Origin of the sequence: Mycobacterium sp. (assembly GCF_035640695.1) — a bacterium.
In the GTDB taxonomy this organism is placed as follows: Bacteria; Actinomycetota; Actinomycetes; order Mycobacteriales; family Mycobacteriaceae; genus Mycobacterium.
In genome coordinates, this window is record NZ_DASQVQ010000181.1 from 1 (window position 1) to 12,331 (window position 12,331).

Sequence of the window (12,331 nt, forward strand, 5' to 3'; positions counted from 1 at the left end):
GCGGTAGGCAGGCGGCAGCGGCAAGCCCAGTTCGGCCATCACGGCGCGCAGTCGGGTCGGATAATCGGTGATGATTCCGTCGGCGCCGGCCGCGATCTGCGCCCGCATCGTGTCGGGATCGTTAATCGTCCACGGAATCACCCTGAGCCCCAACGCGTGTGCCCGGTCGTTGAACGCCCGGTCGGCCACCAATCGAAAGCCCGGATCCTTGACGGTCAGATCCAGGGGCGCCGAGTAGCCCGGCGACAGAATGTCGGCGCCGACCAGCTTGGCGCCGGTGATCGGATCGCCGACGACCGCTGGGTTCACGCCGTCTGTCCAGGGCGAGTCGGGCACCCAGGTCATGTCATTCCACAGGGCCACCAGCGGTATCGATGGCTCTGCCTGACGCACCATCGGCAAGGTGCGCCAGTCGAAACTTTGGATCTCGACTCTGTCGACTTTGCCGGCCGAGCGCACCGCCGCCAGGATGACGTCGACGAATTGCGCTGGCTCCGCGGATGTTTCGGGTTTGTCCGCTTCGACTTTCGTTTCAATGTTGTAGCGGACATCGGCGCCGTAGGAGTCGGCAAGCGCAAAGACTTCCGGTAAGGTGGCAATCTTGTTGTGCGGCACGACTTCGGCGTTGGGGAAGTCGCGGAGCAGCTTGCCGCAGTCGAGGGTGCGAACCTGTTGCAAAGTCAGGTCGCGCACCAGCTTGCCGACATACGGGTACATCGGATCGCCGGCAAAGGCAGGAGCGGTGTCAGCGCACTTGGTCGAATCAATTATCGGGTCGTGCCACACCAGCGGTTGACCGTCTTTGGTGAGGACGATGTCGAGCTCGAGCGTGCTGACGCCCAGTTCCAACGCCTTCCCGAAGGCCCGCAGCGACTCCTCGGTCGTCTCGCCGCGGCCGCCGCGGTGCGCCTGCAGGTCGAACTGAGGTAACTCACCGGCAGCAGGTGACGCCGCCCCGAACATCGTGCCGATCGCAATCAGCACGATGAAGGTGGCCCCGCGCATGGTTGAGACGTTATCCAGCGTCTCGGGAGCCGACACGTGCTGGGCGGATCAGCGACGGATTGGTCATCGGATGTTCGCCTGATGGGCACCACATACACACACTTCCGGGCTACCGCCGCTCAATCACAGCGGGTCCGGATGGTGTCTCCCCGGCATGGCTGGCGTCGAGGTTCCGGCTATAGAGTGATTTGCGACCATGACGTATCCGGTGCGAACACCAGAACCGGTGACCGGGCAGCCGCTTGCCCGAGTCGACGGCACGCTGAAAGTCACCGGAGCCGCCCAGTACGCCGCGGACAATGCAGTGCCGAACCTGCTGCATGCGGTGTTGGTCACCAGCACCGTGGCACGAGGCACCGTGGAGAGCGTGGATTCGTCCGCGGCCGTTGACCACAAGGGCGTACTGCGGGTGATCACCGGTTTCCGGGGGCTAAATCTGCCGTTCGACCCGCTGCGGGTCGCGTTTTTCGGTCAACCCGTGGCCGTCGTGGTGGGTTCGACGCTGGAAGCCGCCGCGCACGGGGCATCGCTGGTACAGGTGCGCTATTCGGCCGCTCCGCAACTCACCGACATCGATGCACCACAGGCCACCTGGCAGACGGGTACGCGCCAGCCGGACTATGCGCGCGGCGATCCCGATGGGGCACTGGGGGCTGCCGTGGTCGTGACCGACCTGCAGTTCGCGATTCCCCGTTACCACCACAACGCGATGGAGCTGCCGTCCACGATTGCGAGCTGGGACGGTGACCGGCTGACGGTGTGGGACAAGACTCAAAACATCAACGGCGCCCAGGAGGCGTTCGCGAAGGCGTTCGGCATCCCGGTTGACCAGGTTCGGGTGGTCTCGCCTTTCGTCGGCGGAGGGTTCGGCAGCGCAGGCAGCACGTGGCCGCATCAGTTGATCGCGGCGTTCACCGCCCGACAGATGCGACAGCCGGTCAAGCTCGTGCTCAGCCGCAAGCAGATGTACAGCAGCATCGGGTATCGCCCGACGAGCAGGCAACGGTTGGCCATCGGGGCCGATCGATCCGGCGCGATCACCGCGATGATCCACGAGGGCCACACCGAGACCGCCCGCTATCAGCTGTTCGAGGACGCCATCACCGGACCGGCGAAGTCTCTCTACAGCTGCCCCAATATGCGCTCGACCTACCGTGTCGTACCGCTGGACGTCAACCTGCCATGCCCGATGCGCGGGCCGGGCGCGACGCCGGGAACGTTCGTGCTGGAATCGGCGATGGACGACCTCGCCCATCGGTTAGGCATGGACCCGGTCGAGCTGCGGCTACGCAACGAACCCGAACGCGACCAAGCCACCGGTATGCCGTTCTCGAGCCGAAGGCTCACCGACTGCCTTAAGCAAGGCGCGGCCAGTTTCGGCTGGGCACAACGCAATCCGACTCCCCGTTCGGTTCGCGACGGCAACGAGCTGGTCGGCTTCGGCATGGCGGCAGCGGGTTATCACACGAATCGCAGCAGTGCCGACGCGCTGGTGCGGGTGAACGCCGACGGCACCGCCGACGTGAGCAGCGCGACCAGCGACATGGGCCCCGGCACGTATACGTCCATGACACAGGTCGCCGCCGACGCGCTCGGACTACCGACGCGCCGAGTCCGATTCGCGCTCGGCGACAGCCGGTATCCGAAAGCTCCCTCCCACTCGGGATCCAAGACGATGGCAAGCGTGGGCTCGGCGGTGTTTACCGCCGCCAATGGGTTGCGCGACAAGTTGATCCGCACCGCGGTGGTGGATCCGGCATCGCCACTGAGCGGCGCGGCACCCCAACAGGTGGCCGTCATCGACGGCCGGATGTTCCGCACCGACGATCCGACGCGCGGCGAGACGTATCAGGAGCTGCTGGCCCGCCGTGGTTGGCCCAGCCTGGAGATACGGCAGACATGGACTCCCGACGACGCCGACAAGCGATTCTCGATGTACGCCTACGGCGCAGTATTCGCCGAAGTTGGCGTCGATGAAATGCTCGGAGCCGTCAGAGTCCGGCGCATCTTCGGTTGTTACGACGCCGGTCGCATCATCAATCCGAAGCTGGCGCACAGCCAGGCGATCGGCGCCATGGTCATGGGGACCGGGATGGCGCTGCTCGAGGGCACCCGGGTGGACTATCGCGACGGCCGGATCGTCAACGCGAACATGTCCGATTATCTGGTGCCGGTGAGCGCCGACGTGCCTGCGCTCGACGCCATGTTCCTTGCCGGCGAGGACACGATCGCCGACCCGATCGGTGTAAAGGGCCTCGGCGAGCTGGTCATCGTCGCCGTGCCGCCCGCGATTGCGAACGCTGTCTTCAACGCGACGGGCAAGCGCATCACCGACCTGCCGATCACGATCGAGAAACTGCTCTGAGCAATGCCGGCGTTGCGGTTAAAGACAGAGCTCACCAACGCATCTCACGGCTGAGGTGTGTGCCAATCACCGGCGGGCGCTGACCCAAGGCAGGCTCTCCTGAGCCGTCGTCCACGCAGCCGTGTCTAGGCGTCGCGCACCGGCTGGTAAGTGAGGAACGCGAGGCCGTCACCCACGGCGCGGGTGTCGACGAGGCGCATGGAGTTCTGGCCGGTGGTCTCGCCGAAGAGGCGCGCGCCGCCTCCCAGCACGAACGGGTAGATCATCAGCCGCAGCTCATCGACGAGGTCGTGCTGTATCAGCGTATGCACGCGCTGCAAGCTCGCATAGATGACGATGTCCCCGTTGAACTCTCGCCTCAGCTTCGATACCTCATCTACTGCGTCGCCTTTCAGTACCGTCGAGTTGTTCCAGTCGGGATCTTCGAGGATCGAGGACACGACGTACTTGGGCAGGCTGTTTAACCTGTCCGCCCATTCGCCACTCCGGGATGGCCACCGCTCGGCGAACCACTCGTAGCTCCGTCGACCCAGCAGCAGGGCCTCGGCGCCCAGCGCCTCGTCGAGCGCGACCTTGGCCCACTCTTCGCGGTCCCTGTTCCCAACCCGACCGAACCAGCCGCCCAGCCTGAAGCCCTCGTCACCGGTCGGATCCTGGACGACCCCGTCGAGCGTGACGTTCTCGCTGATGACGATTTTTCCCATTCGGTTCTCCCGCCTTGGCGTTGGGGCTACCACTGATGTAGAACCCGTGACGTCGGGAAGGTGGGCGCCCATCAGCCGCCCAGTTCGCCCCTCGGCCGGTGTCTACACCGAATGGAACTGCCACAGGTGCGGGAAGAAGTGACGCGACGGTGCGGGTGGTGCCAGCCGACCTGATCTCGAAGGCACGGGCCGGGGACGGCGACGCGTTCCGGGAGCTGATCGAGCCGCACCGCCGAGAGCTACACGTGCACTGCTATCGGATGCTCGGATCCGTCCAGGACGCCGAGGACGCCCTCCAGGACACGCTGCTGGCCGCCTGGCAGGGCTTCGGAGGGTTCGAGGGGCGCGCCTCGCTGCGCACCTGGCTCTACCGGATCGCGACCAACCGGTGCCTCAACGTCCGTCGCTCGGCGAGCCGACGACCCGCCAGCGAGTGGGACGTGCCCAATGTTGAACCGCCCGAGCCGACCCGGCTCGGCGAGGTCGTATGGCTGCAGCCATTTCCCGACGCCCTCTTCGAGGGTGCCGTCGACGTGCCGCTTGGCCCGGAGGCCCGCTACGAGCAGACCGAATCCATCTCGCTGGCCTTTGTGACTGCCCTTCAGGCCCTGCCACCACGCGGGCTCGCCGTCATCATGTTGCGCGACGTCCTCGGATTCCACGCCAACGAGGTGGCCGACATGCTCGAGTCGACCGTCGAATCGGTCAACAGCGCCCTGAAACGGGCGCGGGCCAGCCTGCAGCGTCGACGACTGCCGAGCGCCGCCGGCGAGCCGCCTCCCGCCCGCAACTCATCCGCCGAGCATGCAATTGTGGCGAAGTTCGTCAGCGCGTGGGAGTCGGCCGATCTCGACGCGCTGGTGGCTCTGCTGACCGACGACGTCTTCATCTCGATGCCGCCGATGCCCTTCGAATACGAGGGTCGAGAGGTCGTGACCCGTTTCTGCGCAAGCTTGTTCCGCGCGGACCGGAGGTTCGTCCTGGTGCGAACGCGAGCCAACGGTCAGCCGGCTTTCGGCGCCTACCTGCGTGCCCCCGGCGGCATCAGTCACGGCGTCGGCCTCTATGTCCTCGGCCTCAGCGGCGACCGAATCTGCGCCATGACCCGCTTCGACAACAGCGTGCTCCCATGGTTCGGGCTAGCGCGATCGCTCCCGAGCTGATCGCGAGCACAACAACAAGACACGCCACTCGCCGCGGCAGACGCAGCGGCGGGTTTTCGGCACCTAGCCGATGGAAACGAGGGTTCCGTTGCGATCGCCGATGATCAAGTTGGCATCGGCTGTCAGCGCCGGGTAGCAGTCCAGCGGCGCGCCAAGGTCGATGTCGAACAGTGTCGCGCCGCTGGCGTCGAGTCCGATGACGTGGCCGGCCTGGGTGCCGTAGTACAGGTGGTAGCCCGCGTCGACGACGGTTGATGTCCAGATCTGTGCCGGCGAGTGTCGATAGGTGGCGGCTTCGGATCCATCGCTGACGCGGAAGACGTGGACGGTTCCGCTGTGGTCGGCGACATAGGCCAAGCCGGTCTCGGTCGCCGATGGTGACGAATACGTTATGACACGCGGAGAGTGCCAGAGTGGTGTCCCATCGGGCCGGTATGCCCATTCTTGGCTTCCGTTGGTGCCCAAGAGGACTGTGCCGTCGGCTGCGAGGCCCGGGGAGACCTCCGTGATGTTGTCGCCGGGATCGGCGCGCCATGCGATATTGGCTTTGTCACCTGTGTCATCGACCGCGACGAGCGAGGAGTCGGCCGTCGTGTAGAGCCGTCCTCCGCCGCCGAGCACGACCGAGCCGTACGACACGGAGCCGACCTTGACTGTCCACACCCGGTTGGGCGCACCGTTATTGGTGATGTCAAGCGCTGTCACGGAGCCGGATGTGTCACCGACATAGACCCGGCGGCCGTCGGCGCTCGCCGGGGACGTCGGCTGCCCGGGCAGCGTCTGGGACCACAGTTTAACTCCGGTGTGGGAAAGCCCGAACAACTTATTGCCCGGGGTCGGCCAAACCACTGTCCCGTCCTCCAACACCAGGGCAGAGGCCGATAGGTCGTCGCCGCTGTGGGACTGGCCCGAGTCGTGAGTCCACAGGTCGGTGCCCGTCAGCGGGTTAAGTGCATGCAAGACACCGCCATTGGAAGCGGCGTAGATGGTCCCATCGGGACCGACGACAGGACCCGGAGTCGCCGCAGCCTCAAGTTGCCGTCGCCAGCGTAGGGTCCCAGCTGTCGGGCCCCGCGAGACCGACGCGCCGCTGTGGCGAGCGTCATGCAACGCCGCGGGCCACGGCGCCCAGCTCGGACGGCCCGGCGGCCCGGCAGGAACCTTCAGACCGGCCGGGGACGGACCGGACGAGGGTTTATTCGGCGCCGCAGCGCAAGCGCATGCCGGGGTGAGGCAAGCGGCGAGAGCCACGGCGATCAGGCGGGTGTGCCACGCGGCAGCGCTACCGGCCATACAGTCACACCAGCTTCCCTCAGCAGCCATCACACTACGACCCACATCGGGGCCACATGCTACCGGCACATGCAGGTGTGCCAAAGATGTTGCACGGCAACATGATAATGAATACAGCGGATCTCGACGGCGACTCGCCCTATCCGGATGGTTCGCCACTTCGCCAGCTCAAGGTGTTGAGATGATCCCGACCAGTCCGAGCATCAGCAAGATGCCCGGCAACAGGTTAGTCACCTGCGGAATGTGTGACGCTCAACGACTCGGGCGCGGCGCTGGCATGACTCTGCTCCGCTTGCATGGCCCGACGGTACTGCAGTTTCGGTAGTACTAATTCCGGCCTTTTGTCTCGGTGGCGTCCTGCCGGCAGGCGGCGACATCCAGTCAGTGGTCCCCGTCCGCCTCACGGGCAGCGCCGCTCGGTGAGGTGTCGGCGATGACGGTGTGGCGGGGTGTGGGCATCACCGAAGTCTGCCCCTTGACCGATGCCCAGATGGCCCGGTTGAACGTGTCTTCGTCGATCGCGTCCGCGACCGCGAGGTTTTGCCCGTTCGATTGGGCGGCCAACGGCGCGTCGGGCGCGTTGGTGGCGGTGGCGATGGGTCCGGTGGCCGGCGGGGCGGCGGTGGCCGATGTGTTGCTTGCGGTCGGGCGGGGGCCGGCCGGGGACGGCGCGGGCCCGGTCGTGGGCGTGCCCGCGGCTGAGATCGGGGTCCGCACCTGGTAGGGCGTGGTGTTGGGGTCGACGCCGAACGCCTGGGCCATGGGGGTGGCGAACGCGTCGAACTGGGTCAGCGGCGTAAGCCCCGCCAGTAGCTCGATGGTGCGCAGCATCGAAGCGGTGCTGTAGAGGGTGGAAACGACGGCGCCGGTCTGCGTGTAGGGGCTGATCAGCTGCGAAACGGTGCGGTGCGCGTCGACGTGATCGGGCCCGTCTTGGGCGTCGTCTTCAGTGACGAAGATCGCGGTGTCGGGCCAGTATTTCGAGTGCGACACGCTGTCCACCAGAGTGCCCAAAGCCATGTCGTTGTCCAGTGCGTAGCTCTGCGGGGTGGGATAGCCGGGCTTGGTGGCCGCGGTGTGGTCGTTGGGCAGCCGGACGAACTCGACGGTGGGCAGGGTGCCCGCGGCAACGTAGCCGGCAAACTCACGTTGCCACTCGCTGATCCGCGGCGGCCCGCAATTGTCCAGCGGGACAAAAGTGTTGGGACTATCGGGGCATTTCAGATTGAAGCCGCGGTAGGCGTGGTCGGTGTTGGCGTCCAGCACCGGGTCGGCAGCGTGCGCGTCGGCCGTGCTGTTGAGTGCGACGTAGAAACCGTAGTTGCGAAAGGACACCCCGGCCTTGGCGAGCCGGTCCCAGATGTAGGCGTCGGCGGGGTCGGTGTTGGGCGCGATTGCCGGGTCGCCGCTCTCGGCAGGGTACGAATGGTTGCGGTCGGAATAGTTTGCTGGCCAACCGCTTTCGGTGTAGGGGTTGGAGTTGGCCGCCACCACCCACATCCAACCCTGGGCGCTGACCTCGGCGTCGGCGTAAAAGTTGTCCAGGGTGACAAAGCGGCGCTGCAGTTCGCGCGCGTTGGGAACTGATTCGTCGCCGAACAGGTTCAACGACGGATCACCGTTGCCCTTGCCCAGTGAGCCGAACTCCTGGTCGAAGGTCCGGTTCTCCTTGACCACGTAAATGATGTGCTTGATCGGGCTGGACTGCCCCGGATGCTGGGGCACCACCGGGGATTGTCCGGCGTTGCGAACCTCGCCGCGGTCGTCGAAGCCATCGTTGGTGTGCACCTGGCCGGTCCACTTGTCCAGCTGGGCCTGGTCGAAGCCGTTGATCACCGACAGCGTGCCGGTGATCATCGAACCGACGTACTGATCGGGTGCGCCCGGATCGTCTGGCCGCGTGGGATCGGGATGACCAGGCCCCCCGTTGGGCCCGGCGCCCATGCCTTTGGCATTGGTAACAAACAACTTCGGGCCGATCACGGTGACCGTGCTCGGGTACCAGCCGGTCGGGATCAGGCCCCGCACCGCAAGGCGGTCGGTGTCGATGACGGCGATGTCATTGTCACCGCAGTTCGCCACATACAGCGTCTTGTCGTTGTCGGCCAGTGCGAGCGCTATGGGATTGGCGCCAACCTGCGCCCCCGGATACGGCGCCAGTGCGATGGTCTCCTTTACGAGCGAGGCCCCGGTGTCGATCACGTCGACCCGATCGCCGTCGGCGGCCGCGACATACAATCGCGTGCCTCTCTTGTCCAACAACACTGCGGCGGGATGGGTGTCGACCCGTATGTCGCCGACCGACATTAGATGGCCCGATGACACGTCGAGTACCCGCACCGAGTCGGCGCCTTGCTCGGCCACCCACGCACGGTTGCCGTCACTCGACACCGCCACGGCACCGGGCGCGTGGCCGACAGCGATGGTTTGTGATGCCCCGGTCCGGGGATCGATGGCGGTGACCGCGTCCGCGAGACGGTCGGCGACCAGCAGGCGCCCGTCGCCGATGACCGCGAGCCCGACCGGAAACGGGTTGATCGACTTGCCATCGGCGGAGGTTCCCGGCAGCGCTAACGGGGCGGTTTCGGTCAGCGCGCCATTGGCGAGGTCGAACGTGCGGATCTTGTTGTTCCCGCCGCCGGACGCGTACAGGCGGTGCCCGTCGGCGCTAAACGCCAGCCCGGTGAACAGCGCCTCGGGCTTGCGGTAGGGCAGCGTCTGGGTCACCGCCCCGGTCGCGGCATCGATCACCTGCAGCGACTGCGTGCCCTGCCCGTCATTGCTCACTACCAGCCAGCGTCCGTCCGGCGAAGCGGCTGCCCCCAGCGGCAAATCGCCCAATCGGGTCTGCTGACCCGCCGGAGTCGCCGCGTAGCCGCTCGGCAGCATTGCGGTGCCATCCGGCCGCGGCCCGACCGTCACCCGAACCGTCGGTGGTGGCGCCGCCGTGCCACACGCGGCCACCGTCAGCACAGCGAATAGCCACGCCATCACTGCCCACTGGGCTTTCCTGCCGATTGACACACACATTGGGGATGCTCCTGACCACCGTGGAACGGCGCCATGCGTCGGATAGAGCGCGACGCACAGGCACTAAAGTCGTCGCCCAACCGTTGCTCGACTCGGTGAACGCTGCCCAAACGACGCCCACGGATCGACAAACGGCAACTGTACAGCGAGGTGCGCCCCGCGCCGGGAGTGCCGGTAGGACGTTCATCGGCGCGGCGTGACCAGAGGATTCCGTCATGGAAGTATTCCGGATGTGGCCGCAACTAAACCTCAAACGATCTCCTACCCCGCGCCGGAGTCCCGCCCGCACCGCCGCGACGACGCCCCGCTGGCCCCCCATGTCATTGTCCTGTTTGGGGCAACGGGAGATCTGGCCAAACGCAAGCTGATTCCGGGTCTGGCTTACCTCGATCAATCTGAATTGGCCCCGGACGTCCAAATCGTCGGCACCTCTTTGGAGGACCTCACCGACGACGAATTTCGTTCATTGGCCAAATCAGCCATCGACTCATTCGGCACCCACAAGTTAACCGACGAACAGTGGGCCAACTTCGCGAACACGATCTCCTACGTGCCCCAGAGCGCGGGACCGGCCGCGCTGGCCGCCGCGGTGGCCGCGGCGGAGGCCAAGCTGGGGCCGAATGTTCTTCGTCTGCATTATCTTTCGGTCCCACCGAAGGCCGCCCGCGCAGTTATCACGATGTTGCGTGACGGGAACTTGGTCGACCGGTCACGTGTGGTGATGGAAAAACCGTTCGGGACCGACCTCGCCACCGCGGTGGAACTCAACGACTTTGTGCACAAGACATTCCGGGAGTCGCAGATCTTCCGCATCGATCATTTCCTTGGCAAGGAGGCCGCGCAGAACATTCTCGCGTTCCGGTTCGCTAACGGTCTGTTCGAGCCGATCTGGAACCGCAACTTCATTGACCACATTCAAATCGACATTCCCGAAACACTTGGCCTGGATCAGCGGGCGAACTTCTACGAAAGCACCGGTGCCTACAAGGACATGGTCGTCACCCATCTCTTCCAGGTGATGGCGTTCGTCGTGATGGAGCCGCCGACGGCCTTGGAGCCCCGCGCCATCAGCGAGGAGAAGAACAAGGTGTTCCGGTCGATGCTACCCGTGAATCCGGCCGAGGTAGTTCGCGGCCAGTACGTCGGATACCGCGAAGAGGACGGTGTGGCAAGAGATTCCGACACCGAGACGTTCATTGCGCTCAAAGCCGGCATCGACAACTGGCGCTGGGCCGGGGTGCCGATCTACCTGCGGACCGGAAAGCGGATGGCTGAGGGGATGCGCATCATCTCCATCGCGTTCAAGGAGGCACCCCGCACCATGTTCCCGCCCGGCTCCGGTGTCGGCGCCCAAGGTCCGGATCACCTGACGTTCGACCTGGCCGACGCGTCAAAGGTCTCGCTGTCCTTCTACGGCAAGCGGCCGGGACCCGGCATGAAGCTGGTTAAGCTGTCGATGCAGTTCTCGACCCAGGAGATCGATGCGGGCATTGATGTGATGGAGGCCTACGAGCGCTTGATTCTGGATGCCATGCGCGGCGACCACACGTTGTTCACGACCGCGGAGGGCATCGAGTCTTTGTGGCAGCGATCGGCGCAGCTCTTAGCAGATCCGCCGCCGGCCAAGGTGTACCAGCCAGGCACCTGGGGCCCCAACGCCATTCATCAACTCATCGCGCCCAACGCCTGGCGCTTGCCGTTCGAGCGGGCGTGGCGAGAGGCCAAACAGTGATGGCCAATTGAGTAGTGGGGTGTCGGCTGCTCATCGGCAGTGAGCGGCGAATTCGGCTTGTTCGTTTCTTTGTCTGCGCCAATGTGAGCTTGCAGTGCCCGAACCAGCCCATGACACGTCCCCGGCGGCGGCCCGGATCTGCCGAGTCAGCAGGGTCACCCCGGCGAGACCCGGCGCATTCCAGGGAAGTTGCTGGCTTGTCCGCGCAGCGGGAGCACTGAGATGAGCCGCGCCGGGCATCCACATGAGGCGGTGGGATCCAAATGGCATGGCGGGCCAAGCCGCGGACTTCGCCGCCCGTCACCTCGCGTCAGGCGGCATGACCGCATAGGTCGCCAGGGCGCTACGACGCGGACGCGGGAACGCTCACCACTCGAGTTGATCCGGCCGGCCGTCTGGCATCAACATCATCTCGGCCAGGCGTTGCGGCAGCGCGTCGATGTGCTCGGCCAGGGCATCGCGCAGCTCGGCCCGGTCAGACACTTGCTTGCCGTCGCGCTCGAGCCCGATCGGCTTGTCACGGTCGACGGCCAGCAGGGCCTCCACCAGGGCATCGCGATCACGAGTACCGTCCAGCAGCGGCAGCAGATGACGGTCCACCGGCGACAGCATCAGCGTCTCATGCCAGAGGTTGAAGGTCGACGCATCACTTTCCCCGCGCGTCAGCTCGGCCATGCGCCTGGCCGTTTCGTCGAGCCGCAGCGGCGCTCCGGCCGGTTCGAGCAACACCGGATCAAGCCGAAACTGCGCCTGTCCCTGCAGGATTAGGACCTCCATCAAGCCGTCGACGTGATCGGCGAGCTTGTCGCTGGGATTGATACCCGCGCAAGCAAGTCGCGCCTGCACCGCATCCACCAGCTCCTGCCGCGACAGCGTCCACGGCCAGCGGGCAGTGAGTGCATCCAGTGCGGCCTTGATGCCCGGATCGTTCGTGAACAGCGTCGCACCGTCGGGTAACACGTATTCCTGGCGCGAGTGGTCGAGAAGAGTCTGCCCGTCGGCGGGAGGCACCCGCGCGGCGATGTGCAAACGGCGATAG

General features: G+C 65.6%; 8 protein-coding genes. 3 read left to right on the forward strand and 5 right to left on the reverse strand.

Annotated elements, in window-relative coordinates; genetic code table 11:
* Positions 1-963: glycerophosphodiester phosphodiesterase (locus tag VE759_RS21275; RefSeq protein ID WP_324936145.1), on the reverse strand; the 963-nt coding region annotated here is incomplete at its 3' end.
* A 238-nt stretch (positions 964-1,201) separates the two neighbouring features.
* Here VE759_RS21275 and VE759_RS21280 point away from each other — a divergent pair.
* A complete protein-coding gene (locus VE759_RS21280; RefSeq protein WP_324936132.1) occupies positions 1,202-3,370 on the forward strand; it encodes a xanthine dehydrogenase family protein molybdopterin-binding subunit in 2,169 nt (722 codons plus the stop codon).
* Positions 3,371-3,495: 125 nt separating this feature from the next.
* Here the strand turns inward: VE759_RS21280 and VE759_RS21285 are convergent, their stop codons facing one another.
* Entirely contained in the window at positions 3,496-4,074 is a 579-nt protein-coding gene (locus tag VE759_RS21285) for a dihydrofolate reductase family protein (protein WP_324936134.1), read from the reverse strand.
* 158 nt (positions 4,075-4,232) lie between these two features.
* On the opposite strand from VE759_RS21285, the gene VE759_RS21290 reads away from it, so the two are divergent.
* Positions 4,233-5,237 carry a sigma-70 family RNA polymerase sigma factor gene (locus VE759_RS21290; RefSeq protein ID WP_414687974.1) on the forward strand — a complete coding sequence of 335 codons (1,005 nt, stop codon included), beginning with the start codon at positions 4,233-4,235 and terminating at the stop codon, positions 5,235-5,237.
* A 63-nt stretch (positions 5,238-5,300) separates the two neighbouring features.
* Here the strand turns inward: VE759_RS21290 and VE759_RS21295 are convergent, their stop codons facing one another.
* Together VE759_RS21295 and VE759_RS21300 are read right to left on the reverse strand one after the other, a co-directional pair.
* On the reverse strand, positions 5,301-6,560 hold the full coding sequence (locus tag VE759_RS21295; RefSeq protein WP_324936136.1) for a PQQ-binding-like beta-propeller repeat protein: 1,260 nt from the start codon (positions 6,558-6,560) through the stop codon (positions 5,301-5,303).
* A 351-nt stretch (positions 6,561-6,911) separates the two neighbouring features.
* Complete coding sequence (locus tag VE759_RS21300) at positions 6,912-9,560, reverse strand: alkaline phosphatase family protein (protein ID WP_324936138.1); 2,649 nt, start codon at positions 9,558-9,560, stop codon at positions 6,912-6,914.
* 232 nt (positions 9,561-9,792) lie between these two features.
* Between VE759_RS21300 and zwf the strand changes: the two genes are divergently transcribed.
* Positions 9,793-11,292, forward strand: coding sequence for a glucose-6-phosphate dehydrogenase (gene zwf, locus VE759_RS21305; protein ID WP_324936140.1), 1,500 nt, complete (start codon positions 9,793-9,795; stop codon positions 11,290-11,292).
* A gap of 366 nt (positions 11,293-11,658) precedes the next feature.
* Here zwf and VE759_RS21310 read toward each other — a convergent pair.
* Positions 11,659-12,331 (reverse strand): hypothetical protein (locus VE759_RS21310; RefSeq protein ID WP_324936143.1); only part of this gene is annotated, 673 nt, incomplete at its 5' end.

What these genes read in the sequence shown, in the direction of transcription:
- VE759_RS21280 (WP_324936132.1), top strand. Translation starts at nt 1,202, where the DNA reads ATGACGTATCCGGTGCGAACACCAGAACCGGTGACCGGGCAGCCGCTT.
- VE759_RS21285 (WP_324936134.1), bottom strand. Translation starts at nt 4,074, where the DNA reads ATGGGAAAAATCGTCATCAGCGAGAACGTCACGCTCGACGGGGTCGTC.
- VE759_RS21295 (WP_324936136.1), bottom strand. Translation starts at nt 6,560, where the DNA reads ATGGCTGCTGAGGGAAGCTGGTGTGACTGTATGGCCGGTAGCGCTGCC.
- VE759_RS21300 (WP_324936138.1), bottom strand. Translation starts at nt 9,560, where the DNA reads ATGTGTGTGTCAATCGGCAGGAAAGCCCAGTGGGCAGTGATGGCGTGG.